The sequence below is a fragment of the Bacteroides sp. Phil13 genome (assembly GCF_001940965.1).
GTDB lineage: Bacteria > Bacteroidota > Bacteroidia > Bacteroidales > Bacteroidaceae > Bacteroides > Bacteroides intestinalis.
The window spans coordinates 22211-48856 of sequence record NZ_MSHA01000044.1 but is presented as its reverse complement, the minus strand read 5'-3'; the positions used below and the strand labels follow the sequence as shown (position 1 = coordinate 48856).

Annotated in this window: 26 protein-coding genes; 12 read left to right on the top strand and 14 right to left on the bottom strand. The window is 41.6% G+C overall.

Translation table 11 applies throughout. The features are described 5' to 3' along the window. Nucleotide 1: 1 nt before the first annotated feature. From lgt to ychF, 5 genes are all read right to left on the bottom strand, one after another. Nucleotides 2-835, bottom strand: coding sequence for a prolipoprotein diacylglyceryl transferase (gene lgt / locus BWI44_RS08315; protein ID WP_007661259.1), 834 nt, complete (start codon nucleotides 833-835; stop codon nucleotides 2-4). A gap of 21 nt (nucleotides 836-856) precedes the next feature. After that, a complete protein-coding gene (locus tag BWI44_RS08310) occupies nucleotides 857-1423 on the bottom strand; it encodes an ORF6N domain-containing protein (RefSeq protein WP_117707213.1) in 567 nt (188 codons plus the stop codon). A 77-nt stretch (nucleotides 1424-1500) separates the two neighbouring features. Continuing rightward, nucleotides 1501-2424: a ketopantoate reductase family protein gene (locus BWI44_RS08305; protein ID WP_195208581.1), complete on the bottom strand. Its 924-nt coding sequence runs from the start codon at nucleotides 2422-2424 to the stop codon at nucleotides 1501-1503. Nucleotides 2425-2476: 52 nt separating this feature from the next. Further along, nucleotides 2477-2686: a hypothetical protein gene (locus tag BWI44_RS08300; RefSeq protein WP_195208580.1), complete on the bottom strand. Its 210-nt coding sequence runs from the start codon at nucleotides 2684-2686 to the stop codon at nucleotides 2477-2479. A gap of 73 nt (nucleotides 2687-2759) precedes the next feature. After that, nucleotides 2760-3863 (bottom strand): redox-regulated ATPase YchF, encoded by a 1104-nt coding sequence (gene ychF / locus BWI44_RS08295; RefSeq protein ID WP_044534838.1) that lies wholly within the window; start codon nucleotides 3861-3863, stop codon nucleotides 2760-2762. A gap of 828 nt (nucleotides 3864-4691) precedes the next feature. Between ychF and BWI44_RS08290 the strand changes: the two genes are divergently transcribed. Further along, nucleotides 4692-4910 (top strand): hypothetical protein, encoded by a 219-nt coding sequence (locus tag BWI44_RS08290; RefSeq protein WP_117707210.1) that lies wholly within the window; start codon nucleotides 4692-4694, stop codon nucleotides 4908-4910. A gap of 14 nt (nucleotides 4911-4924) precedes the next feature. After that, entirely contained in the window at nucleotides 4925-8329 is a 3405-nt protein-coding gene (locus BWI44_RS08285) for a hypothetical protein (RefSeq protein ID WP_195208578.1), read from the top strand. A gap of 135 nt (nucleotides 8330-8464) precedes the next feature. Here the strand turns inward: BWI44_RS08285 and BWI44_RS08280 are convergent, their stop codons facing one another. The 3 genes from BWI44_RS08280 to polA form a co-directional block, all read right to left on the bottom strand. Continuing rightward, nucleotides 8465-9088, bottom strand: a complete 624-nt coding sequence (locus BWI44_RS08280) for an HD domain-containing protein (RefSeq protein WP_195208577.1) — start codon at nucleotides 9086-9088, stop codon at nucleotides 8465-8467. 144 nt (nucleotides 9089-9232) lie between these two features. Continuing rightward, nucleotides 9233-9625 (bottom strand): DUF3836 domain-containing protein, encoded by a 393-nt coding sequence (locus BWI44_RS08275; protein ID WP_195208576.1) that lies wholly within the window; start codon nucleotides 9623-9625, stop codon nucleotides 9233-9235. Nucleotides 9626-9904: 279 nt separating this feature from the next. Continuing rightward, nucleotides 9905-12730, bottom strand: a complete 2826-nt coding sequence (gene polA / locus BWI44_RS08270; RefSeq protein ID WP_195208575.1) for a DNA polymerase I — start codon at nucleotides 12728-12730, stop codon at nucleotides 9905-9907. An 86-nt stretch (nucleotides 12731-12816) separates the two neighbouring features. On the opposite strand from polA, the gene BWI44_RS08265 reads away from it, so the two are divergent. The 3 genes from BWI44_RS08265 to BWI44_RS08255 all read left to right on the top strand — a co-directional run bounded on the left by BWI44_RS08265 (nucleotide 12817) and on the right by BWI44_RS08255 (nucleotide 14783). Continuing rightward, nucleotides 12817-13791 (top strand): polyprenyl synthetase family protein, encoded by a 975-nt coding sequence (locus tag BWI44_RS08265; protein WP_195208574.1) that lies wholly within the window; start codon nucleotides 12817-12819, stop codon nucleotides 13789-13791. Nucleotides 13792-14198: 407 nt separating this feature from the next. Beyond that, nucleotides 14199-14363 (top strand): putative periplasmic lipoprotein, encoded by a 165-nt coding sequence (locus BWI44_RS08260; protein WP_181982191.1) that lies wholly within the window; start codon nucleotides 14199-14201, stop codon nucleotides 14361-14363. Then, nucleotides 14364-14783: a hypothetical protein gene (locus tag BWI44_RS08255; RefSeq protein ID WP_195208573.1), complete on the top strand. Its 420-nt coding sequence runs from the start codon at nucleotides 14364-14366 to the stop codon at nucleotides 14781-14783. It abuts the gene before it with no gap. 268 nt (nucleotides 14784-15051) lie between these two features. Here BWI44_RS08255 and deoC read toward each other — a convergent pair whose 3' ends face one another. From deoC to mnmG, 6 genes are all read right to left on the bottom strand, one after another. Continuing rightward, the gene (gene deoC / locus BWI44_RS08250) at nucleotides 15052-15954 is read right to left on the bottom strand and encodes a deoxyribose-phosphate aldolase (protein WP_195208572.1); all 903 of its coding nucleotides are present in this window, start codon (nucleotides 15952-15954) and stop codon (nucleotides 15052-15054) included. After that, nucleotides 15941-16279 (bottom strand): nucleotide pyrophosphohydrolase, encoded by a 339-nt coding sequence (locus tag BWI44_RS08245; RefSeq protein ID WP_115503763.1) that lies wholly within the window; start codon nucleotides 16277-16279, stop codon nucleotides 15941-15943. The genes deoC and BWI44_RS08245 overlap by 14 nt, the downstream gene beginning before the upstream one ends. Beyond that, nucleotides 16279-16731 (bottom strand): D-aminoacyl-tRNA deacylase, encoded by a 453-nt coding sequence (gene dtd, locus BWI44_RS08240; protein WP_195208571.1) that lies wholly within the window; start codon nucleotides 16729-16731, stop codon nucleotides 16279-16281. The genes BWI44_RS08245 and dtd overlap by 1 nt, the downstream gene beginning before the upstream one ends. A gap of 107 nt (nucleotides 16732-16838) precedes the next feature. Continuing rightward, on the bottom strand, nucleotides 16839-18674 hold the full coding sequence (gene uvrC, locus BWI44_RS08235; protein WP_007661278.1) for an excinuclease ABC subunit UvrC: 1836 nt from the start codon (nucleotides 18672-18674) through the stop codon (nucleotides 16839-16841). A 26-nt stretch (nucleotides 18675-18700) separates the two neighbouring features. Continuing rightward, nucleotides 18701-19225, bottom strand: a complete 525-nt coding sequence (locus BWI44_RS08230; RefSeq protein WP_182427850.1) for an adenine phosphoribosyltransferase — start codon at nucleotides 19223-19225, stop codon at nucleotides 18701-18703. A 56-nt stretch (nucleotides 19226-19281) separates the two neighbouring features. Then, nucleotides 19282-21156 (bottom strand): tRNA uridine-5-carboxymethylaminomethyl(34) synthesis enzyme MnmG, encoded by a 1875-nt coding sequence (gene mnmG / locus BWI44_RS08225; RefSeq protein ID WP_195208570.1) that lies wholly within the window; start codon nucleotides 21154-21156, stop codon nucleotides 19282-19284. A 365-nt stretch (nucleotides 21157-21521) separates the two neighbouring features. Between mnmG and BWI44_RS08220 the strand changes: the two genes are divergently transcribed. The 7 genes from BWI44_RS08220 (at nucleotide 21522) to BWI44_RS08190 (ending at nucleotide 26382) form a co-directional block, all read left to right on the top strand. After that, nucleotides 21522-23153, top strand: coding sequence for a hypothetical protein (locus BWI44_RS08220; RefSeq protein ID WP_195208569.1), 1632 nt, complete (start codon nucleotides 21522-21524; stop codon nucleotides 23151-23153). Nucleotides 23154-23302: 149 nt separating this feature from the next. After that, entirely contained in the window at nucleotides 23303-23662 is a 360-nt protein-coding gene (locus BWI44_RS08215; RefSeq protein WP_138291474.1) for a DUF3244 domain-containing protein, read from the top strand. A 164-nt stretch (nucleotides 23663-23826) separates the two neighbouring features. Beyond that, nucleotides 23827-24492 carry a DUF2589 domain-containing protein gene (locus tag BWI44_RS08210; protein WP_007661285.1) on the top strand — a complete coding sequence of 222 codons (666 nt, stop codon included), beginning with the start codon at nucleotides 23827-23829 and terminating at the stop codon, nucleotides 24490-24492. Between the two features lie 69 nt (nucleotides 24493-24561). Next, the gene (locus BWI44_RS08205; RefSeq protein WP_118223279.1) at nucleotides 24562-25191 is read left to right on the top strand and encodes a DUF2589 domain-containing protein; all 630 of its coding nucleotides are present in this window, start codon (nucleotides 24562-24564) and stop codon (nucleotides 25189-25191) included. Between the two features lie 4 nt (nucleotides 25192-25195). Beyond that, on the top strand, nucleotides 25196-25393 hold the full coding sequence (locus BWI44_RS08200) for a hypothetical protein (RefSeq protein WP_007661287.1): 198 nt from the start codon (nucleotides 25196-25198) through the stop codon (nucleotides 25391-25393). 34 nt (nucleotides 25394-25427) lie between these two features. Beyond that, nucleotides 25428-25883 (top strand): DUF2589 domain-containing protein, encoded by a 456-nt coding sequence (locus tag BWI44_RS08195; RefSeq protein ID WP_115503767.1) that lies wholly within the window; start codon nucleotides 25428-25430, stop codon nucleotides 25881-25883. 40 nt (nucleotides 25884-25923) lie between these two features. Beyond that, nucleotides 25924-26382: a hypothetical protein gene (locus BWI44_RS08190; protein WP_138291476.1), complete on the top strand. Its 459-nt coding sequence runs from the start codon at nucleotides 25924-25926 to the stop codon at nucleotides 26380-26382. Nucleotides 26383-26646 lie beyond the last annotated feature (264 nt).

The following is a 26646-nucleotide window of genomic DNA, read 5'->3' as shown; positions in this document are numbered from 1 at the left end:
TTTATTGCTTGTTTTTCCCATAAAAGAGCATGAAATATATTCCGATGATAACGAACGGAACGCTGAGCCATTGCCCCATGTTGAGAGTCATTGTATTCTCGAAATCCACTTGGTTTTCTTTCAGGAACTCCACAAAGAAGCGGAAGACGAATATCTCTGTCAGGCAAAGTCCGAAGAAGAAACCTCGGTGCAGCTTTTGGCCATGGTCTGATTTCTTATATAAGTAAATCATTCCCAGGAAGAAGATAAAGTAGGCGATTGCTTCGTAAAGCTGTGCCGGATGGCGGGGTAGCATATCTACTTGTTCGAATACAAAAGCCCAGGGCATATCGGTTGGCTTGCCAATGATTTCGGAGTTCATCAAGTTGGCAAGGCGGATACAGCAGGCGCAGATGGGGGTGGCTACGGCTATCATGTCCAGCACGTCCATGTAGTGCATCTTGGTTTTACGGCAATATAGCCACAGGGCGATGATTAGTCCGAGGGTGCCGCCATGACTGGCAAGTCCCTTGTAGCCTATCCATTTCCAGCCTTCGCCTGGAAACTGCCTGATGGGAAGTATCATTTCTATGAGATGATTCTGATAATAACTCCAATCGTAGAAGATGCAGTGCCCTAACCTTGCTCCGAGGGTGATGCCGATTACACAATAGAAAAAGAGCGGGGTGAACTTGTCTTCACTGATTTTCCTATCCCGGTATTGGCGCTGGACTATGATGCAGGAAAGTACGATGCCGATACCCCACAGTAGCCCGTAATAGCGAATGGGGAAACTTCCGAAGAGGTTGAATAGTTCGGGATCGGGATTCCAATTGATGGTGAGCAGTGATGGCATAAATGTATCTGATTATATGATTTATTGTTTTGGTTTTATAAAGCCGATAGGGTTTCTGGGGTTGTCGGCCAGTCTTTTCTGGGCTTGCAGTTCGGCAAGGGTTCGGTTGATTAGCTCCAGTTGCACACGGGTGTCTTCGTTGATGTCGTTGTAATCGGTGAAGACTTCTTCGATGTAGGATTTAAGTTCTTTCAGTTCTTCTTCCAATTTGCCTATTCTATCGGTGGGGGGAGTGGATATGAGGCGGCGAACAGCGATGAAGGTACGCATGATGGCGATATTTACTTCGATGGCGATGTCGCTGTTCAACACAGAAGAGAGCATAGCTACTCCCTGCTCTGTGAAGGCATAAGGCAGTTTACGTACCCCTCCCCAACTTGATATCACAAATTGTGATTTCAAGTTTTGCCATTCTTCTACGGTTAGTTGAAACATAAAGTCTTCTGGAAATCTCTTTATATTACGCTTAACGGACTGATTAAGTATGCGTGTTTCTACTTGATAAAGTGCCGCCAAGTCGAAGTCAAACATTACTTGTTGTCCTCTTATCTCGTATATCTTACTTTGTATGATTACTGTTAATTCCATTTGTCTTTTCTTTATACTGAGATGCATAAATAGTATTTCATGGGTTACTGCCTTATTTGAAGTCGCAATTTGCGACTTCAAGATTTGAACTTCTCCGCCATCATCCTGTACGTCGGAATATCAATCTCCTGTTCTTCTGCGGCAGCAATCATATCAAAAAGCAACCCTTGCACCTCACTTTCGTGTCCCTTAGCCATATCCTTCTGCATGGAAGCGGTACTTTCCGGGTCCAGTTTGTCGATAACTTTAAGATTATATTCTACAATGTCTTCCTTGAAGTCAATACCAAGTTTAGCGCCCAGTGCGGCACTCTCGCGCGACAGTCCGATAAACGTATCGCGCACCTCTCCGGGTTTCTGTACTTCGCCCATAGGCACATCGTAATAAGCTCCGGTGACAGCCATAGCAGAGATGAAAGACCACTTCACGAAAGTGTCCCGGTTGATGTCGGGAGATATCTCGGCTTTGATGCCGCTTTCCTGCAAGTCCTGTTGTATAGTTTCCAACGTTCCACGGGGAACAACCGTGCCTTTGTGTGCACCGTAAACCAGACGGAATATCTTGCCCATTTGCGTGATTTCTCCTTTGCCGGACACGAAGCCGACAATGTAGATGCAACCGTCCAGAACCGTCACTCCGGGCACCAGGCGCTGAATGCGGGGACCTGTGCCGTAGACATTGAGAATAGGGATTACGACCGTGTCCTTGTGGGCGGAGCGTTTTATCAACTCCGTTATCGAATCTATGGAATAGCCTTTGACGCATACAAAGATGACGTCGGCTTTGCCTGTATATTCTTCGGCGGTATAGGCTTTGATGGGTAGTGTATGTTCGCCTTTCAGGTCGGAGTGCAGACGCAATCCGTGTTCGCGTATGGCAGCCAGATGTTCACCGCGGGCAATGCAGGTCACATATTTGCCGGCAAGGGACAGAAAGGCGGCGATACTGCCTCCCACGCCGCCTGTTCCGGCTATAAGGTATTTCATATTATTGTTTTCCATTTTGCAATGTACTATTTTACGTAGATTTCTTTTTTCATATAGTAAAGTCGTCCTACCTTATTTCCTGCTTCATCAATACGGGGACTTCTTTACCGTGCAGTATGGATTCGGGCTTTGCCTTTTCCATCCATTGGTAGAAGCGTGTCAGGTTCATGGGACGGGCGTGTTTCTGATAGGTGGGCAGACCGCTTTTCATGGCGATATGTGCATAAGCGACACTACACAGAAGCATGACGAGCAGAGTGGAGAAAGGTTGCTTCATGGTTGGTTTGCAGTATTATTCTGTGATTAAATCGCCCGCCATTTGGCGGACGATTTATAATGAGTTCCGTAAATCAGACGTTGAACCGGAAGTGCATGATATCTCCATCCTGCACCACGTATTCTTTGCCTTCCACGCCCAGCTTTCCGGCTTCGCGTACGGCGGCCTCGCTGCCATACTGGATGAAGTCTTCGTACTTGATAACTTCGGCACGGATGAATCCTTTTTCAAAGTCGGTATGGATAACTCCGGCGCATTGCGGAGCTTTCCAGCCTTTCTGGTAGGTCCATGCTCTCACTTCCATTTCTCCGGCGGTGATGAAGGTTTCCAGATTCAGCAATTGGTAGGCCGATTTAATCAGGCGGCTTACGCCGGATTCTTTTAATCCTACTTCTTCGAGGAACATCTGGCGGTCTTCGTACGTTTCCAGCTCGGCGATGTCGGCTTCGGTCTTGGCGGCTACAATCAGGATTTCGGCATTTTCGTCCTTCACTGCTTCGCGCACCATTTCCACGTATTTATTACCATTCACTGCGCTTGCCTCGTCCACGTTGCAGACGTACATCACCGGTTTGCTGGTCAGGAGGAAAAGCTCTTTGGCAATCTTCTGTTCGTCTTTGGTCTCGAACTGCACGGTGCGTGCGCTTTTGCCTTGTTCCAGTGCCTCTTTATATTGCACCAGTACATCGTAAGCCAGCTTGGCAGCTTTGTCGCCACCTGTTTGTGCTTGTTTCTGCACTTTCTGGATACGGCTTTCAATGGTTTCCAAGTCTTTCAGTTGCAACTCGTAGTCGATGATTTCCTTGTCGCGCACCGGGTTGATGCTTCCGTCTACGTGTGTCACGTTTTCATCGTCGAAACAACGCAGCACATGGATGATAGCATCCGTTTCACGAATGTTCGCGAGGAATTTGTTACCCAGTCCTTCGCCTTTGCTGGCACCCTTTACGAGTCCGGCAATGTCCACGATTTCCACCGTAGTGGGCACGATACGTCCCGGATGTACCAGTTCGGCGAGCTTCGTCAGGCGCTCATCGGGCACGGTGATTACACCTACATTCGGTTCTATTGTACAAAAAGGGAAGTTTGCCGCCTGCGCTTTTGCGTTGGACAAACAGTTGAAAAGCGTCGACTTGCCTACATTTGGCAGACCGACAATACCACATTGTAAAGCCATTATCTATTTCGTTATTACTTTGTTTTCTGCCTGCAAAGATAGGTATTCTTCTGTTTATTGCCTTATGGATTGTACATTTTTACCATTGGGGGTATTGGTTTTACTCTGAGGTTAGTGGTAAATGCAGGTAGGTTTGTTTACCTTACCACTTTATCACTCCTTTTGTTCCTTTCTTTCCCGATATGAACACAATTCAATTCCTGATCCGCATAAATAATATTAAGTTTCAGAGGTTAAGCCGCCGCATCGCCACTTTTATCCCTTTTCGCTGCGACGGTTAAGTAGAATTGTAGTAGGTACTTATTCTTTCCACCATGGTGGAAAGAAAGAAACTCCACGGTGGAAAGAATAAGCGTTCGGATGGAAAAGGCTAACCGTTGGAAGGGAAAAAGCATAGGAATGCCTAAGAAAGGAGTTAGCTATTGCATTTAGTTCATTTCTGCACGGTAATGAATCAGACGGCTGGTGATGAGTGATTTAAAATAAAAATAGGACAAAATGTATCAAGGTAAATAATTTATAACTATATTTGCCCCATGTTCACTATAGCGTAGTGAGCTTGTTATATTTAACAAAAGCGTTATTGAAATTATCTTCATACATCAAACTTCGCAACTTTGATTAACACTCGAAGATAATAACAACAACGCTCACGTCTTTGTTATATACCTGCATCTTCTTCCACGAGAGGAGTGGTGCGTCTATATACATAATTGACGTGAGTAGCTGTTGTTTATCCGGGTGTGAGGCATTGCGAAGGCCTGATGTATGGGTAAACATATACGGCGACTCACGTTTTTTTATGTTAAACTTTAAACAATTAAGTGTATGACAACAGACAAGCAAACCCAGAAAGAGACCTACGAAGCCCCTTCCATGGAAGTAATCAAAATGGAGAATGAAGGTGTAATCGCGGCAAGTGGCGAAGGTTACAACCCCGTTCAAACGAAATCTTACTCTAACAGAACTTCTACACGCAACTATGGCTCTGCATCAAGCAGTGATTTGGAAGATTTAATCAATGACATTCTAACCATAGAAAACTAAGGAGGAACTTTATTATGCTAAGACTACGAAAACTCCTGCAAGTTGCCTGCATGGCAACTGCTGCTTTGACCGCATTTAGTTGCAGTCAGGACGAATTTGAAATGACCAATGGGAAAGGGAACACCACTATTATGGCCACCTTTGAAGGTGCAGGCGGCAATACCCGTACCACAGTAAACGACCTATATCAGATTGTATGGCAATCCACCGATGCATTGGCATTGTTCTGTACGGACTATTCTAAAACGACGCTTAATTATCAAAGCGGTGCGGGAACAACCTCTGCGACTTTCATCGGAAGTGTAGAAAGTGACAAGACCGCATCTTTCTCCATCTATCCTGATCAATCGGATATGAGTGTAACCAACAATGCGTTGACTATGACCTTGCCCGCCACCCTCGAAAAATATGCCGGTTCGAGCAATGGTCCGATGTATGCAAAAGTAACGGATGCTGGTAATTTAAGTGCTCTTTCCTTCAAGCATATGGCAGCCTTGATTAAGCTGACGGTAAACAAAATACCGGCAGAGGCCACTACCTTCAAGATTACTGCATCCAATAATATCGCGGGAACTTGCACGGCGGACTTAAGTGCGGAATACCCTGTATTGACAATAAAGGATGAAAGCGCCAGCAAGACTATCACTGCTACTTTCGATGCTTCATCAAGCACTACTTCACGGAGTTTCTACATTCCATTACCCGTAGGTACTTATCAATTCATTACAGCCGAACTGACCAATGGAAGCGACAAAGTGTACTTTACCAAGACTTTGAATGACAAGACGCTTAACCGCAGAGACTTGCTGGAAGTTCCGGCTTTGGACTGTGTTACGGTAGAGGCAACCACACCAAGTGCACTTAACGAAGCTTTAGCAAACAGTAGTAACCTTCCGCAGGCAGCACCGGAGAAAAAAACTACTACAGACATTGCCATAACCGGAGAGTTTGCCACATCGGGACAAAGTACTGGAATCGAGATACCTGTAGTGGAGAACTCCGATATTAATCTGGCTTTTAATTCAGTCCCCAGCACAAGCAACGGGGCATTACAATTGACGGACAAGAATAAGGAAAGTCAGACGGACCCCGCAGAAATAGCCACTAACAAAGTCTCACTGGCAATTCCGGAGGTAAGCGACGGTGGAACCAGCGCCCCTTCTGTCGCTATTGATATGCCCCGAACAACCGTTACATTGAGTGCGGTGGGTGCAACGGCTACCTACAATGAAGTGACCGTTACCACCGCCAAACAAACATTAGTGGTGAATGCCGGAGTTACGGTTAAGAAACTAATCATCAAAGGCGGTAATGTAGAAATCTATGGAACAGTAGAAGAATTGGTGCGTGATGGCAGTAACAGCGCAACTGTGGATGTCGCTTCTTTTGGAGCCGCAAACATCAAAGCGGTAACCAATCCTGAGAACTTTAAACTCACTTCTACTTGGGATGGAATCTCTCAGGTGGAAGCTACAAACGGTAATATCTATACGGCTGCACAACTGGCATTTTATCAATCGAAGACAGCCCCCAACGACGTTAATTACAAATCACTTCCGGTGACATTGACTGCTGAAACAACTACTCTGTATGCTGATGTTGACCTTGCCGATAAGCCGTGGTTGGGTATGGTTATCAATGGAAAAATATTCGAAGGAAAGAGTCATACTATTAAAAACTTGAATATGAGCCAGTATATCATGAACCAGCAGGAAACCAAGTATACCCCACAGGCTTGTATTGGTCTGTTTGCTGTTGTATATGGTGCTGCCACCATCAAGGATATCACACTGGACAAAGTAACCATTCGTCCCGATGCCTCAGTTTCTCCCAAATGGGTAGGCGCACTGGTGGGCTATTCAAGAGGTAATGTTACCAAGTATGAGAATTGCATTGCCAAAAATGTGGAGATCTTTACCCATGGTGCAGCCTCTTACCGTGTAGGTGGTCTGATTGGCTATATCGAAGCGGATGGAGCGGCAGCTAATACTGCAACGGCCACACTGAAAGGCTGTAAAGTAGAGAAGGCCTCTATAGTGGCATCCTTCGGGTATGGAGGGTTGGTAGGTTCCATGTATGACAGTGTGACGTTTGAGGATTGTTCTACAAAGAATATCACTCTGAGCCTGAACGGTGAATGTGATAACACTTACGGATATGTGTCCGGCTTTATCGGCGATATTGCCAATAGTGGCACCAAGGCGCGAACTGTCATCATCAAGAACTGTACTACAGATGCTTTGACTAATGAAACTGCTTTGAAAGTTCCGATGGGTGGCTGTAAATGGTGCGGTATTGTAGAGCCGGAATCAGTTCCTAATTTTACGATCAAAGTAACGGAGAATAGCGGAACAGAAAAAACGTTAGTTGCTGGTACGGACTTTAATATAGTCAATAATATTCCCTGGGATGGCAGCTGCGCCTTTGAACCGAAATGCGAAAACAATATTTATGCTATCACTGCTCCCAGCGAGCTGGCGTGGATAGCAAAACAAGTAGAAAAGAACAATACATTTGAAGGAAAAACGATTCAACTGTCCAATGATCTGGATATGGGTAATAAAAGCTGGAAACCAATAGGTGATAATTCAGCGCATAAAATGATTAACGTACCTCAAGGGGTGACTCATGAGGCTGAATACGTGAAAACCGTGAAATACTTCAAAGGCACTTTCGATGGCAACAATAAGACTATCAGTAATCTTACGGTCAATCACAAATATCCTGGAGCCGGTCTGTTGGGCAATGTACAAAATGCAGTCGTTAAGAATCTGAACGTCACTAATGCCACTATTAATGGAAGTTCCAAATGGACAGCCATCGTAATAGGCTTTTCCAATGGAAGTCTGACAGTAGAAAACGTAAAGGTCAGCAATTCTGAGATTAATATGGAAAGTGATACGGATGGTGCTGTAAAACTGGCAGGTATTGTGTCTTATATGAATGGAAACAATACTGAAGATATCCATTTGAAAGGATGTTCTGTATCTGATTTTACAATTAACGGTGGAAGTTATAACATTGCCGGATTGGCGGGGTATATTATTAAAGCCAAATCATTCATCATAGAGAATTGCCAGACAAGCAATATAACGCTAAAGGTGTCTGATGCTAAATATGTCAATAAGGTAAACTATAGCTCGCCATTCCTTGGTTGTTTCGGGGTTACGGCAAGTGAGAAGGCGTCTTCAGCCGTATTTAAGAATAATACGGTCAGCGGAACCTATACCTATGATGGTAGTACGGTCAATCTGGGTAGTTTTACTATAAGCGATGCTGGTAAGGCAAATGATAGTAATTATAGTAGTTTTGTCTGCGCTCCACTATTTGGAGATTGCGATGCTACAAGTATGGGCATTACTATTAATGACAATGTTTATGCTTATAGCAATGGAAAATACATTCAGAAGCAGGATTAAAATAATTACTTAACAGATAGAAGAGGATGTGTCATATGATAGCAGTTCAAGTTGACACATCCTCTTTTTCTTTTAAAAGGGTAGAATTGCATAAATTCTGAGATATATTCTCTGTTTTATATATGGCTCTATTCCTTATTCTTTTTCCTCGGCAAGCAACTGTTGGAAGATACTCCTCAACTGTGCTTCGTCTGCGATAATCTTTTGCAGTTCTTTCAGCTTTTCTGCATTCTTTGATTTCGGAAACCAAAGTTTCAGATATCCACCCGGTGCATATTTCTCCATCAGATGCTGGCGGAAACGTTGGTAGTGCCATTCTTTTTCCGCTTCCGGTTTCTGTTTTAATCCGTATTGCACGGTGCGGCGTAAGGTGATTACGGGGTCAATCACACGATCTGCTTCTGCCACTATTTTGCCATAAATGCTTCGCGGTTCGTGATCGGTAGATGCCCGATGGTCTTCCACTGCCTCTTTCATGGTTTCTATTTCTTTCTTACTGAACCATTGGCAGAGCATTTTGTCTTGTTTCAGAATCTCCCCTGAGATGAGATGATGTGTAGCACGATCCCGACAAAGTCCTGTATCATGGTATGCGGCAATGGTATATGCCATGCTTTCGTTCACATTATATTCCTTGGCAAGTGTGAGGCTTTCTTCTACAACAGTACGTACGTGTGCGAGGTTGTGTGCCTTGTCAAAGTGCTTGTAACGGGGAATAATCTCTGTTTCAATGTAGTGGATGAGGGTAGCAGGTATCATAAATAGGTTTTGTTTAGGCAGGCAAAGTTATGAAAAAAGCCGAAATACATCACGTATTCCGGCTTTCACTTGGTGTACAAAACTTATAAAGGTTTCGGTTTGTTCAATTTGTTTGTTAGATTTTTAAGAGAGTATCTGCTGTTTTTACAGATTTGGATTGTCCATTGTAACCGTCATTTCGGGAACAAGGACATATGCTTTTTGTTTGTTATTCCACTTATAATAAGTAGTAGTGAGAGTTTTTCCTTGATAAGCGTAGCAAACGCGAAGGTCGTTTTCCCAAGCATTCTTTCCGCTGTTCCATTTCATAGTCTCGCTTTCAGTCATGCGTTTTTGGTCATCATATTTATAACTATGCTTCATATAATTTGCTAAAGTACCACCGTCCATTTTGTAAACGGTCTGTCCAACCATTACTCCATCTTTCTCTTCCGAATTGTAAATGAGGTTGTTTTTGTTAGCTGCAGAAGCTGCAATGCCACCAAATAGAATAACTGCTGATAATGCAGCTGTTTTTAAAAATACTTTTGTTTTCATGGTTCTATATGTTTTTAAGTTGTCTCTTACTATATTCTATCATTATGTCATTAAATTCGCTGCAAAGGTACGGATTAAATTGACATAATAGCGATAAATAGATTAAATATAGTCAAAATGTTAGTGCGAATGGGTTTGCTATGTTTTCTTTTTGCCAATATTAATGATAAAAAAATATCCGGCAGTGATGTTGCCGGATATTCTGGTGAGCAAACTGTATTTTGAATAGATTACTTCAGTTGCTTTCTGATTGTAAGTTAAATAAAGTTATAGTTGGATTTAGTGGGCTTTTAACCAGTTCTTTCCCCATCCACAATCGGCTCTCAGGGGTACGTGCATGCGATATGCGCGTTCCATCTCTTCGATTACAATTTGTTGCACAAACTCTTTTTCAGCCTCTGGAACGCTGAAATTTAGTTCGTCATGGACCTGTAAAATCATCTTAGCTTTCAATTTGTAACTTTGGAAGCGTTCATAGATGCGTGCCATGGCAACTTTGATGATATCGGCAGCGCTTCCTTGAATAGGTGCGTTGATAGCATTGCGCTCTGCATATCCGCGTACGGTTGCATTTCGCGAGTTGATATCAGGTAAGAAGCGTTTGCGATGGAAAATGGTTTCCACATACCCTTGCTCACGCGCTACTTGGATACTTTTATCCATATATTCGCGTACCTGCGGATAAGTTTCAAAGTATCCGTCAATCAGTTCCTTAGCCTCTTTGCGGTCCACGTTCATACGTTCTGCCAGGCCAAAGATAGAGATGCCATAGATGATACCGAAATTGGCGGTCTTTGCCTTACGGCGCATATCGGGGGTGACGTCTTTGATATCTATTTTATATATTTTAGCGGCAGTGGCGGCATGAATGTCATAGCCGCTAAGGAATGCGTCGATCATATTCTTATCTTCGCTTAGATGCGCCATAATGCGCAATTCTATTTGCGAATAGTCGGCAGAGAAGAACTCGCAGCCATCATCCGGAATAAAAGCCTTGCGGATTTCCTTTCCATCCTCATCACGGATAGGGATGTTCTGCAGGTTCGGATTACTGGAACTGAGGCGTCCGGTAGCTGTGACTGCCTGGTTAAAGGAAGTATGGATGCGTCCGGTACGTGGATTGATCAATAGAGGAAGAGCATCCACATAGGTTCCCAGTAATTTCTTCAATCCACGGTATTCGAGTATCTTTCCAATGACCTCATGTTTATTGCGCAGGCTCTCCAGCACTTCTTCCGAAGTAACATATTGACCAGTCTTTGTCTTTTTTGCTTTATCTATAATCTTCAGCTTGTCAAACAGGATCTCACCTACTTGTTTAGGTGAAGCGATGTTGAATGTTTCACCTGCCAGCTCATAGATTTCTTTTTCGATCTCCTGCAAGCGGGCAGTGAAGTGCTCGGATGTTTGTTTCAGTGCTTCGGTGTCAATACGCACTCCGTTGCTTTCCATATTGGCAAGCACACGTACGAGTGGCATCTCTATTTCATAGAAGAGGTGTTCCACGCCTTGTTTCTTTAATTCTTCCTCAAGAACGTTTTTAAGTTTCAGGGTAATGTCCGCATCTTCGCAAGCATATTTGTAAACTTCCTCCGGTGGGAGGTCGCGCATGTTCTTTTGATTCTTTCCCTTCGGTCCGATAAGTTCGTCGATATGGATAGTTTGATAGTGCAGATAAATTTCTGCCAGATAATCCATATTATGGCGAAGTTCGGGTTGCAATACATAATGTGCAAGCATGGTGTCGAAAAGTTCACCTTTCACTTCCACTCCGTAATTTTGAAGAACCAGAATATCGTACTTGATATTTTGTCCGACTTTCATTGAATTCTCATTTTCGTAGAGTGGTCGGAATTCATTTACTATTTTTAACGCTTCTTCCCGTTCGGGTGGAACCGGAACATAATAGGCCTGATTTTCGGTGTCGCTGAAACTCATTCCTACTAATTCTGCCTCCATTGGCTCAGCAGAGGTGGTTTCGGTATCTATTGAGAGAATTTTCGTTGTAAGTAACTTTTTAATAATTTCAGATCTTTTCTCTTCTGTATCAATGAGTTGGTAGTCGAAATTGCTGGTTTCTAAACGCGCGAGATTCGATTTTTTTTCATCGTCCAGTCGGTCGCCCGCAAATTCTTCAAACAAATTGCCTTGAACCGGGCCATTATTTGGGGTAAAAAGCGGACCTGGTGAAAAAAGATCGGGAGCAGCAGAAGAAGGAGAGGGGGCATTGCTTTTTTTGAGTACGCGATCAATGAGTGTACGAAATTCCATCTCTTCGAAAATTTTTCGAAGTTCTTCTTCGTTGGGTTCTTCACGAACGAGTGCTTTCATATCAAGTTTGATGGGAACATCAATTTTGATAGTTGCAAGAAATTTGGAGAAGGTAATCATTTCGCGATTGTTTTCGACTTTAGTCTTCAAGGCACCTTTCAGTTGGTCGGTGTGTTCCAGAAGGTTTTCGATGCTGCCGAATTCGCTGATTAGCTTTTGTGCGGTTTTCTCTCCTACGCCGGGACAGCCGGGTATGTTATCGGATGCGTCACCCATTAACCCCAACATGTCAATGACCTGCTGGGTCGATTGGATATCAAACTTAGCTTTTACCTGTTCTATACCCATGATCTCGAAACCACCTGTATGTTTGGGGCGGTACATGAATACATTTTCAGATACCAGCTGTCCATAGTCTTTATCCGGTGTCATCATATAAGTTGTGATGCCTTGGCGACCTGCCTCAGTAGCAAGCGTACCGATGACATCATCCGCTTCATAGCCCGGTACTTCCAGGATAGGGATGCGGTAGGCACGAATAATATCTTTTATAATAGGTACGGAGAGACGGATTGCTTCCGGGGTTTCTTCCCGCTGTGCTTTATACTGTTCGTAGGCCTCGTGCCGGAAAGTAGGACCTGCCGGGTCGAAAGCCACACCAATATGGGATGGATTTTCTTTTTTGAGTACTTCTTCAAGGGTATTTACGAACCCTAGAATGGCAGAAGTGTTGAAACCTTTGGAGTTGATCCGTGGACTCTTGATGAACGCGTAATAGGCGCGATATATCAATGCATAAGCATCGAGAAGAAACAATTTATCGTCAGAATTCATATATTTATCCTTTTTTTCATGGTAAAAGTACAAAAAAATACCGTATTAAGTGTTTTATTACTATTTTTGTCGGAAAATAGCGATGCATGGACACCTCATCACTCATAAAAACTCCGATAGCGGCAGAACTGGATGATTTCAAAAAGCTGTTCGACAGCTCACTTACCAGTTCCAACTTTTTGTTGAATGAAGTTATATCTCATATTCGACAAAAGAATGGGAAAATGATGCGTCCGATGTTGCTGTTACTTATGGCAAAACTGTATGGCAGGATCTGTCCCGAAACACTTCATGCAGCGGTATCCCTTGAATTATTGCATACAGCCAGTTTGGTCCATGACGATGTGGTGGATGAAAGCACTGAACGTCGTGGTCAGTTATCGGTAAATGCAATCTATAATAATAAGGTAGCAGTATTGGTGGGCGATTATTTGCTGGCAACTTCACTTGTGCAAGTAGGCAAAACGCATAATTATGCTATTATTGAGGTGGTTTCCCGTCTGGGACAGAATTTGTCAGAAGGGGAGCTTCTCCAACTTTCCAATGTGAGCAGTCTTCAGTTTTCAGAAGAAGTTTATTTTGATGTAATCCGTAAGAAAACGGCTGTGCTCTTTGCTGCTTGTACCAAATCCGGGGCTCTTTCGGTAGGGGTGACCGATGAACAGGCTGAATTTGCACGTCAGTTCGGTGAATATATCGGTCTTTGTTTTCAGATTAAAGACGATATTTTTGATTACTACGATAGCAAGAAGATAGGTAAGCCGACAGGGAATGATATGTTAGAGGGAAAATTAACTCTTCCTGTTCTTTATGCTCTGAATTCAACTAAAGATAAAGCTGCCGAAGAAATTGCCGTAAAGGTGAAGAGTGGTTCGGCTACTGCTGATGAAATCGACTATTTAATTGAGTTTGCCAAGCAGCAGGGCGGCATTGAGTATGCTGTGCAGACAATGCTTACATTTAAGGAAAAGGCCATGTCTTTGTTGCTAACTTTGCCGGATACGGACGTTAAAACTGCACTTGTGGCTTACCTCAATTATGTGGTGGATAGGGATAAATGATTTCCGAGATTATTCAATAACTTCTCATATTTGTTTTGTAAATTCTGCTCATGTTTTGAAAGCGTTTTATGATATGAAGGATATTTCTACCGTAAATGAGTGGTGTCTCCAATGAATTTTGAGAAGAAAAGTCAATGTGGTGAATATTATTTTGTCCATTTAGTTTCCTTTTTTTATAACCTTACTCTACGCTAACAATTTGATTTATAGACGTGTGTCTGTCTTGTAATTTGTCCATAACCTATTTTTGGTTAAGTGTGATGTATTGTCTATTTTTGTGGTACTCTAAGTTGAATGTTAGCTGCATTTCAATTTTGGCACTAATACCGTATAAGTGTCATTTGTAACAAGAGAGCTATCTGTTATGATGGATAAGTCGGATAGTACTAACTTTATAAATTATACACATGAAAAAGTTTTTTATAAGTTTTGTTGCATGCCTTTTTCTTTTCTCTTGTTCACAAGAAAAAATAGCAGATGTTGAATCGGGGCATATAGATCCAATCTTGGTTGATTCTCTTAATAAAACTGTAGTTGCTTATGCAGGCTTAATCAGTCCGATTATTCAATAAGTGGAAACTCGTAGTATAAATGGAGAGTTGAAGTTTACTAAAGTAGAGGAAGACTTTATTCTTCAGGAATTTGCCCCTTCAATATCATGGGCTAAACAAGTGATGTATTCCATGGGGGTAACTGATCAAGAAATAACAGAAATTTGTGGTTCAGATGAATCGAGTGTTGTTACAGCAGCATTGCATGCAATAAATTCTCCAGAGTATAATACTTATATAGTAAGTACGAGAAACATTTATGTAACTTGTGCATTGGCAGTTTTGGGGCTTGATGCTTTTAGCTGTATTTCTGAATTGGGGAAGACAACTCTTAAAAGAGCAGCGATTAACTTGTTAAAATCTGCTGCCAAGAAGTTGCTTGGTCCTATAGGTGTAGCGTTGGCTGTAGCTGAGTATGGTTTTTGTCTTGCTGGATTATGATGAATGTTCTCCTTCTTATTTGCAAAGCATTATTTTTGCTTATTGCTGCACATCCTATACTAAGTGTGCTTCGTATGACTTATGCATTTATTACAAGAAGTATGTTTAAAAAGTTGTATTGGGCTATTCCTGTGTCCTTATTGGCTGTGGCGTTTTACGTTTGGCTTGTAAGTTTTACGATGGATGCGTTAAAATAGTCAGATAAATAGAAATGCCTGACAGGAAAAGTTTGCTTCCTATCAGGCATCTTTGTATATTGGTTTTGCTTCTAGAAAAATTTCATTTCTTCGCCTTTAATTTCGGAAAGTAAAAGGTTAGCCAAACGGCTGGTACCTAAACGGAACCATTGGTTATCCAACCATTCTTCTCCGAGTATTTCTTTGACGATCGTATAGTAAATAACTGCGTCATTTACGGTGTTAATTCCTCCGGCAGGCTTGAAGCCTATTTTGTTGCCAGTCTTGTCATAATATTCTTTAATGGCCTGGCACATTACGTAAGCGGCCTCCGGGGTAGCGGCAGGCTGCTGTTTTCCGGTAGAGGTTTTGATGAAATCTGCTCCTGAATACATGGATAGGATAGAGGCTTTCATGATGTTGGAAGCGCTTTTCAGTGCTCCTGTTTCCAGAATAACCTTCATGTGATGTTCTTTGCAGACATCTTTCAGTTCCTGAATTTCTTCGCACATGCTCTCATAGTCTCCACTCAGGAATTTACCTACAGAGATAACAATGTCTATTTCATCTGCACCTTCCATCAATGCCATAGCAGTTTCTGCTACCTTTACTTCCGTAAAAGTCTGCGAAGAGGGGAAGCCAGCCGAAACACAAGCTATTTTTACGTCTTCCACTTCCAGGGTATCCTTTACGATTTCTGCAAAATTTGGATAAACGCAAATGGCAGCTACGTTCTTTAAATCGGGGAATTCATTGTCGAATTGATTCACTTTTTGTGTAAATTTCATTACGCTTTCATCGCTGTCCGTGGTGTTCAGCGTGGTGAGATCAATGCAGTGAAACAAGAATTTCTTAACTTCTTCCGTATGGTTTCCAGGTACTTTTTCTGCGATGAGCTTCGCTACTTTTGCAGCTATTTCTGCATCATCCAGTTGTGTGTTATACTTTGCCAAAGCGGCATCATACTTGTTCTGCATAGGTTCATTCTTCTCCATGGTCTTGCAATTTAGGGTTATTGATATGTCGGGCACTATCCCGTTGGGTTTTCTTCTCCAGATTCCGGGCAAACGCTTCAGTGACGTTTACACCTGTTTGATTGGCAATGCAGAGGAGTACCCACAGGACATCTGCTATCTCGTCGTCAATGTTATCTTTTTCTCCTTCTTTAAAGGATTGGTCACCGTATTTACGGGACATCACTCGGGCCAGTTCTCCGACTTCTTCGGTAAGAACAGCCATATTGGTGAGTTCGCTGAAGTAGCGTACTCCATACTTCTTAATCCAGCAATCTACTTGATGCTGAGCCTCTTCTAATGTCATCATTCCTTGTTTTTTGTATCCATACAGATGGTCACAGGACCATCGTTCAATAATTCTACCTTCATATCGGCGCCAAATTCTCCGGTACCTATCTCTTTACCTAAAGAAGAACTCAATTCCCTGCAAAACTGTTCATACAAAGGGATTGAAATTTCGGGTTTTGCCGCCCGTATATAGGAGGGACGGTTCCCCTTCTTTGTAGAGGCATGCAGAGTGAACTGACTGATTACCAGTATCTCACCATTAATGTCGAGGATCGATTTGTTCATAACTCCGTTTTCGTCGTCGAAGACACGCAGATTGACAATTTTTTTGCAAAGCCAGTCAATGTCTTCCTGTCCGTCTGTCTCCTCAATACCTACCAATATTAAAAGTCCTTTTCCTATAGCGGATTTACACGTTCCGTCAATAGTAACAGAAGCGTGTCCGGCACGTTGTATGACTACTCTCATGTTCTTTTATCCTAATCTTTTTAATCTTTTCCGGTGTGCAAAGTTACGAATAAATTCGTGATTGTCTGTAATTTGAGTGTATGATTCATTTTTAATCGATAGAAGATTTAGCTTGTGGCCTGTCTGAAGTATTCTTTAATAACTTTTGCTTTTGCCTCTCCTGTCACCTTTGCAAGTGCCTCCAAGGATGCTTCTTTAATGCGTTTTACGCTCTTAAACTCTTTTAGAAGGGCAGCTTTTGTTTTCTCTCCGATACCTTTTATCTCATCCAATTCAGACGCTATCTGCCGTTTACTGCGTTTATCCCGATGGAAAGTAATGGCAAATCGGTGTACCTCGTCCTGTATCTGTGTCAGAAGACGGAAAAGGGGAGTGTTTTGCTTCAGTCCGATGGTCTGTGGCGGAAAACCGTACAGTAATTCTGATGTGCGGTGTTTACCGTCTTTGGCAAGCCCGGCAATAGGTATATTCAGATTTAGTTCGTCCAGGACTTCTTTTACGGCACTCATTTGCCCTTTTCCACCATCGGTGATAAGGAGGTCGGGTAGAGGAGCGTTTTCCTCAATAGCACGCTGATAACGGCGTTTTACGACTTCTTTCATGGAAGCATAGTCGTCTGCACCTACTACGGTTTTGATATTATACTTCCGATAGTCCTGTTTAGAGGGTTTGGCCTTCTTGAAAACTACACAGGCAGCAACGGGATCGGAACCTTGGATATTTGAGTTATCAAAACATTCTATTTGCATGGGCAGGCGGTCGAGGTGCAGCTCATCCTGTATTTCTTTCATCAGACGAACGTTCCGTTGTTCAGGATTCAACTTCTCAGCCTGCTTCATACGATCTGCCTTGTACTGTTTTACATTCAGAATAGAAAGGTCCAACAGTTTTTTCTTGTCTCCTCGCTGGGGGATTGTGAAAACCACATCCTTTAGTTCCATATCGACCTCAAACGGCACGATAATTTCGCGTGAAAGGCTTTTGTATCGTTCTCTCATCTCGATGATACCCAGTTCGAGAAGCTCTTCTTTGGTCTCGTTAAGGCGTTTCTTATACTCAAATGTAAATGCTTGGTTGATAGCTCCGTTCGTAATATGCAGATAGTTGACGAATGCTGATTTTTCGTCGCTATCTTCTTCGATGGAGAATACGTCGATATTGTGCAGTATATTGCTTACAACTTCTGATTTAGCGCGATAATTCTCAATCAGCATATACTTTTCTTTCACCTTCTGTGCTTCTTCAAACTTCATGTCGGTTGCCAATTCTTGCATTTGCTGGAATAAATGGCGTTGTATCTCCTGCGTGTTTCCTTTGAGGATTTCCTTGATTTCACCAATATTTTTCAAGTAATCATCCAATGATTGTTTTCCGATGCAAGGACCGGCGCAGTTCTTGATGTGATACTCCAGACATACATTGAATTTGCCTGCATTGATATTCTCGGGCGAAAGATTCAGGCTACAGGTGCGCAACGGATATAAATGCTTGATCAGGTCGAGCAATGCATTCATGGAAGGTATATGGCTATAAGGGCCATAGTAGGAGGAACCGTTGCGTATAATCTTGCGAGTCTTAAATACACGGGGAAAATATTCGTTTTGAACGCAGATAGATGGATATGTCTTATCATCCTTCAATAAAACGTTGTATCGCGGTCTATATTTCTTTATCAGATTGTTTTCTAACAGCAATGCGTCCTCTTCTGTATTTACTACGATATAACGTATATCTGCGATCTTGCTGACGAGTACTCTTGTTTTTCCCGGTTCGTGCTCTTTATTGAAATAGGAGGAAACCCGGCGTTTCAGGTTCTTTGCTTTACCTACGTATATAATAACTCCTTCGGTATTCAGATATTGATAAATACCGGGGCTTTCGGGAAGGTTTAATACTATCCCTTTCAAATATTCGCTGGTTTTAAGTTCCGGGTTATTCTCCATATATTGCTTGAGGCTATTCTATCTGTTTATAGAGAAAGTACTGATTGTACATCTACATCATTATTGAATAAATCTTTTCCGTGCAATTCTTTCAACTCGATAATGAAGTTAACATGAATTCTTTTTGGATTCATCTTCTGTACTAATTTGCAAGCAGCCTCCATTGTTCCACCTGTAGCCAATAAATCGTCGTGGAGCAGAACCACATCGTTTTCGTTCAAAGCATCCTTGTGTATCTGAATTGTGTCTTTCCCGTATTCCTTATCGTAGCTTTCTTCAATGGTTTCTGCCGGAAGTTTCCCCGGTTTGCGGATAGGAATGAATCCTGCGCCCAAACGAGTGGCGAGGATAGGGCCCATAATGAAGCCTCTTGATTCAATACCTACAACTTTTGTGATACCTTTGTCTTTGTACATCTCGTACAATGTGTCCGAAAGTTCCTGTAGCCTTGCAGGATCTTTGAACAATGTAGTCACGTCGTAAAATAGAATCCCCGGTATTGGGAAATCGGGAATCTCCCGAATGCTTTTAGCAAGAGTTTCTTTGCTCATAATCAGTATTTTTAATGCGTTTATTGAATTCTTTTGTTTCACGTGGAACGTTCGCGTTATCTGCCCGAAAGTACCAGCAGGACGTTAATATCGCTTGGAGAAACTCCCGGAATTCGGCTTGCTTGAGCAATGGTTTCCGGGTCAATCTTTACCAACTTCTGTCTTGCTTCGGTGGAAAGGGATTGAATGGAATTATAGTTAAACTTCCCTTTGATTTTTATACTTTCCAGACGGGCAAGCTTATCTGCTATAATTCGTTCCCGCCCGATATAGCCTTCATATTTAATAAGGATCTCGGCAGCCTCGATGATTTCCTCTTTTCTTTCGGTAACCTTATTCAGCTCCCGGCGGAAAGCGTCGACGTGTTCCGCCATATTTTCAAGAGTGACTTGCGGACGGTTTATCAAATCTATTAATTTGCATCCCTGGCGCAGGGGAGTAGTTCCTAACTGTTCGAGTACCGGATTTATTAATGCCGGTTTCATCGAATATTTTCGGGTAAATTCTACAATGTTACTGATAGCTTCACGTTTCCGCTTCAGTAGTTCATAGCGGTCTTCTTTCACTAATCCGAGCTTCCATGCTTTTTCAGTGAGTCGCATGTCCGCGTCGTCCATGCGCAGCAAGATTCTATATTCCGCACGTGAAGTAAACATGCGATAAGGCTCATCCACACCTTTTGTTACCAAGTCATCGATCAATACGCCGATATATGCTTCATCGCGTGCCAGCGTAAAAGGTTCTCCGCCATGGCAATTAATATGTGCATTGATACCAGCAATGATTCCTTGTCCGGCAGCTTCTTCGTATCCAGTGGTTCCATTTACTTGTCCAGCAAAGAATAAGTTCTTGATTTTTTTCGATTCCAACGTGTGTTTAAGTTGGGTAGGATCGAAGTAATCATACTCAATGGCATACCCCGGACGGTAAATCACCAGATCTTTAAATGCAGGGACTTTCTTTAAAGCTTCTATTTGTATGCTCATCGGAAGTGATGAAGAGAAACCATTCAAGTAAAGTTCCTGTGTTGTCTCTCCTTCCGGTTCCAAGAAAAGCTGATGCTGCTCCTTGTCAGGAAAGGTCACAATCTTGGTTTCAATGCTGGGACAATAGCGGGGGCCTATACTTTGAATCTGTCCGTTGAAAAGGGGAGAATCCGGCAGTCCCTCACGCAACACACGATGCACTTCTTCGTTCGTAAAGCAAGTCCAGCATGGGAGTTGTTTCAGGTGACGCACACTGGTATCCATGAACGAAAATTTGTGGAAGTCACATTCTCCATCCTGGGTTTCCATATATTCATAGTGTACACTTCGTCCGTCTATGCGTACAGGGGTACCGGTTTTCATGCGTCCGTATTCGATGCCATGTCTTGCGATAGACTCCGTTAATTCGTAGGATGCAGGCTCTGCCATACGTCCACCTGCAAGCTGGGTACGTCCTATGTGCATTAACCCGTTCAGGAAAGTTCCAGCTGTTAATATGATACACTTGGCTCGGAAAGTCACATCAAGGAAAGTAGTCAGCCCGGTAATTTCTCCATTTTCAACGAGAATTTCGCGTACAGTATCTTGCCAGATGTGCAGGTTAGGAATGTTTTCTAATATTTCGCGCCATGCCCAGATGAATTTATTGCGATCGCATTGTGCACGCGGGCTCCACATGGCAGGACCTTTGGAACGATTCAATATACGGAACTGGATAGCGGTTTGATCGGTTACTAATCCCATGTATCCGCCTAAAGCATCTACTTCGCGTACAATTTGTCCTTTGGCAATACCGCCTATGGCAGGGTTACAACTCATTTGACCTATCTTATTCATGTCCATGGTGATAAGACAGGTTTTTGAACCCAGATTTGCCGCAGCCGCAGCTGCTTCACAACCGGCATGTCCGGCTCCAATCACGATAACGTCGTATTTAAACTCCATTCATTCAATGTATTTAAAACTGTGCAAAGTTACGAAAAAAACTGCTACCCATCCAGTTTTTCTTTTTCTTATCATTGTTTAAGGTAAGGCAAGATGTAGGGAAAACCTTAAATACGTTTTGGTCAGAAACACTTCTGAACTACACCGACTCTGTATCAACTCCGTATTTTCTCCACTCCTATACGGAGATGAAAGAAGTGGAGTTGGTGTGGACTTGGTATGGAGTTGGTACGGCTTTGATACGGAGTTGGTCCTTTTTTGTTCCATTTTTCGTCTACAAAAGAATACTCCCGATATTTTGTAGCTATCTGTTGTTATTTCTTTTTGTTTTTGTTTTCTTTGTTGACAAATAACCGAATAGCTTTATGTTAAACCGATTGAAAGGCTTACTCTCTGTTTTTTGTTTGATTCTGATTCTTGCTTCTTGTAGTAAAAAAGTGGAGAATAAGCAATTGTTGCGTGCTGAAATATTAATGCATTCTTCTGTCGATAGTAGTTACCAGATTCTACAATCCATCTCTCCGGATATTCTGACCAAATCCGAACAGATGCATTATGGATTGCTTTTGGCAGAAACTATGGATAAGAAATATCTTTCTCTGTTACCTTGCGATTCTTTGCTTAATGAGGCTATTCATTACTATGGTAGTGGCATCAATCGTGCTAAGGCTTTTATGTATAAAGGACGCCTTCAGCTTCGTATGAATATGTATAAAGAAGCTATTGAGAGCGATTTTGCTGCTTTGAAAGAGCTTGGTAATACGGATGCTGAAGAGTTAAGGGTAAAAGGAATGGTTTATGAAGATCTGGGTAATTTGTATGTTTCGCAGGTTCTCATAGATAAAGGAATGGATATGTTCCTAAAGTCGAAAGATTGCTTTATAAGTTGCGATTATAAAAAGGGATTGTGTTTTGTTTTTAATGATATAGGCTGGGGGTATTTATTGAAAGGTGATACTCTGCGTGCTCGTGATAATATGAAGTGTGCTTTGGGGCTGGCTTTGGAAGAAAATGATTCAATGATCGTATCAATGACTAATCATAATCTGAGTTGTACCTATGAGGAAGTCGACTCTATGCTTTTTTACGGGAAACAGTCTTTGGCGTTTGGTAAAAGAATGGCTTCCAAGGCAGCAATTATGGTAGGCTATGCATTTATGAACCATGAACAATTGGATTCTGCTGATTACTATTTCAAACAGGCATTACAGGATACGGTGATAGAGACAAAAGCTTTAGCTTTTTATGGTTTGAAAGATGTGATGGAGATGAAAGGAGACTATCAGCAGGCATTAGGTTATCTGGATAACTACTCTGTGACTATGAACTCCATTCTCGATAAGCAAAATCCCGAAGTGGAGCAGAAGATTTATGAATATGAGGCCAAAATGAAAGTTTATACAGAAAAAGTGCAGATGCAGATACTGTTTATTGGTCTGGCTGTTTTGTGTTTGCTCGTTATTCTTTCTATGGTTTGGTATATTCAGCGAATAAGACGTCGGAGAGACTTTTTTGAATTGGAACATAAGTATGATAGGGCTTTATTGGAGGTAGATATAGTAGGACTACAATATTATGTCTCTTCGTTGCGGAGGGAGCAGGAAGAGGATAAAAAGAAGATTTCTCAAAAAGAATGCGAAATCAGAAAATTAGCCGATGAAAAGGCGGAATTATGCAATGTTATTTTTAAAGAGACCTCCATTTATAAGAAAATAGAACAGCTTAGTCATCAGGAAAAGACTAAGAATAAACAGGAACTGCGTATTTTGTTGGAAGATGAACAGAAGCAGCTTCGTTCCACTGTTATGGAAATATACAAGGGTTATATAGACTATTTGTATCAAACCTATCCTAAATATACCGAGAATGATTGTCTTTTCTCATGCCTTTCACTTTGTGGGTTAGATGATTTTACAATTGCCCTTTGCTTTGGGAATGTGAACAAGCAAATTGTGGCTCAAAGGCGACACCGGATTAAATTGAAGACTGCTAATTAGCCTTTTACTGAAAGAATGTTATCTGTTTATTGCTTAAACACCTGATAAACAGGGTGTTGTTGTAATTAGATGTTATCATTTTTATTCTGTTTTTTGCTTTTATGTCACTAACTTCGTCACATTATTAATCTCTAATAAGTGTGAGACATATGAAAGCATTATCGTTTGTTCTATTCAGTGGTTTATTTATAATGCAGCCGCTTTGTATATCTTTAAATGCATCAGCTGAATCTGCATCTGTTCCTACAGAAAAGAAGGAAATCAAAAGACCGATTAATATTCATTTATTAAAAGGGAATGGATCAGTTCGTTCCATATATCCTATAATTCCGGGTTATATTCAGGATAATCAACTTTATATCTGTTTCGAGACTTCTATCGACAATCAATGCTTGGTAGTTAAAGATGCTGGTTCCGGTGAAATCGTGTATTCTGGCACTTTTATCGGTAATACTCTTGTTGTAGCCTTGGCCAATTCGGGTGAATCTTATACAGTGGAATTTGTGTAGGGAAGTGCTATGGGTGAACACATTACTATCAGGTTTTATCCGACAGAACTACCTAAAAGGAAGAAAGGTTTTTTTGTCCGCCTATTCAATCGCATAAAAACAGTGATTAGGAAATTTCTGAGTTTTAGTTAACTTTTTTAATAACTTCTTTAAAACACATTAGTATGGATACAAATTTATTGTCAATGTCGCAGCAGTTCTCCGGGCTGCCAATGGAAAGTTTAATCGGAGGTCCTTTGAATGCAGCTGCTAAAGCGAATTCTGCAATGGCTCTTACTCAAACAAGATTTATGTTGGACACTTGTTTTAACAGAAAGGAAGTTAGTACAACCGAACCGAAGAGTTATCAGTATGAACCCATTATGATCGATATGATTCTCACCAGGAGTGTTATTGGTCCGGGAGCTACTGAGGGCGCTGATCCTGTTATTAAACCAGCTTCAACCAAATTTACTTTGCCTCTGCTTACAATTCTTCCTATTAATTCCCTGGCTGTTGAAACTGTGGATATTAATTTTGAAATGGAAGTGAAATCAAGTTTCTCAGAAGATGACAATAAGGCAAAAGAATCTGAGAGTAAAGGAGAGGGTAGTTTTGAAACAAAATTAGGTTGGGGACCACTGTCTGTATCTATTAAAGGATCGGCCAGCTATTCTTCAAAGGATTCTGAGACTCATAATACGCATTATGAGAAGAGTAATTCTGCTAAGTATACTGTTAATGTACATGCAGGTCAGCTTCCACTTCCTAAAGGAGTAAATACTATCATCGAAGCATTTACAAAAGCAATTCAACCGATAGAGTTGAAGAGTCCTAGTGCACAACCGTAAAGAATAGGATTATTCCTGCTACTAAGTAAATAGGATAAAATATTTGATATCAAGTAAAAAGAAAAAAATATGGCTGAAAACGAGCAAGGTACATTCAAACCTCAATTTGGGGCAGAACTTAATATTGAGTCAATCATTGGTGCTCCTTTGGTAGCGGCATCCAAGGCCAATGTTATGATGCTGACCGGGCAGGCTCAATTTTTGCTTGATTATTGCTTCACAAAGGAGGAGGGAAGTGACTTGCGTCAGCCTCTTATGATAGAGATGATACTGAGTCAGCCGGTTGTTGATCATACAAAGCAACCGACTGATCCAGGATACATCTCTATCAATAAAATGGCTTTTCAGGTTCCTTTGCTGTGTTTATTGCCTTTAAATTCTCTTGCAATAGATAAGATCAATGTAGATTTTGATCTGGAGATTACATCGGTGGGTTCTTATAATTATGAATCAAAAGTGAATGCGGATGTACAACTTGTAGAGAGGAAGGCGGTTTTGAACGGAAGAATTGCTCCGGCCAAACAGGAGTATAAGAGGAATTCGCATGAGCAATATGATAGCACTTTGTCAAGCCGCCTTAAAGTAAATATTCATGCAGGCAGACTGCCTTTGCCCAAAGGAGTATTGACTATACTTGATTTGTATACGAAATCAATACAACCCATACAGAAAATAGATAAACAGTCAGAAAAAGAATAAAAGTATGATAGATCAGTATATTCCGTGTCCGGTATGCAAAACTCAAATTCCCATTGATTTGCATTTGTTAGTTCAAGGTATGCAATTTTCATGTCCTAATTGTCAGGCAGCCATTGGATTGAGTACAGAGAGTCGTCCGATAGTGAATGAGGCTGTTGATAATTTTGAAAAGCTGAAGAAATTATCTCCTCAGAAAGAGTGAAATGGTATAGCGTCGAATCATTAAATTTATCGATATGATTAGTTTTAAATTGTTTGTGGAAGCCATCCACCATGCCATTGTTAGTGCCAGTGACTCACTGATGGACAAGAATGAAGGCTTGTTGGATAAGTATTTTGAGAAACCGGCTGTCGGGGTAGGAAAAGATAAAGGAGCATTGATTCCGAAGATAGTGCAACTTGAATATCCTACTTTGGATGATGCCGGGGCAGTTACCACTACAACGGTTCAGGTTCCCTTAATTACATTGGTGCCCGTCACAGCCTCTAAAATAGAGAAAGCTACAGTGACGGCAGAGTTTGCATTGGAGGTTATAAACAATGAATTGCAAATCAGTTTTCCCAATAATAAATCATCGGAGAATGCTACGGTTGGGAAACTGGAAATTGTTATTTCGCCACAAGAATTGACGGACGGGCTGGAATTGATTATTGAAGGATATGCCAATGCTTTGAAGAGGCAGATTACCTGATAGAATTTCTCAGTTATTCATTTTAAAAATTGAAGTTACTATGAGTGTTTATAAATGTAAGTACTTCAAAATTCAGGAATTAGTCTGTAATCATGTGATGCAGAGCTATTCGGAAGAACAGATATGGTCTTTTCTGGATGAAGATTTAAAGAAGACATTAGATATTATCCGTGAAATACTGGGTGTTCCTCTTACAATTAATCAGCCCAAGATGAAAGTGTATCAAAGGGGGCTAAGATGTCATTTATGCAATCTTGTTCAGAGTAATAAGACTCCCTATATTACGACTCATATACAAGGTAAAGCCGTCGATATCCTGTTACCGGCAGATTGTGGAATGACAGCAGAAAGTGCAAGACATAAAGTTCAGGAGTCTGCTGATAAACTACCTTGCAATATCCGCTTTGAACATCTGCAAAAAGGAGTTCCTATCTCATGGGTACATGTGGATGTAAGAGATAATGAAAAGGATGAAAAAGTATATTGGTTTAATGTCTGAATATTCCTGAAAGTTCTGTTTTTGCAAGGCATTGACTTCTTGCAGGCAACACATTATTTGTTTGCCTGCAAGAAGTCAATTTTGTTATTGATCTGATTAGAAGGCTGTAGTTGTAGCTTTCTAAGTTCCTACTATTATCTTGGCAGATTGATTATTTCTTTCTACATTTAGTTATTAAATGATAAGATTCTTGCATTTATTGAACCAATTGCGTTATTTTGAAAATGAATTAGTGGCTAACTTTGCTTCCAAACATTTAGAATA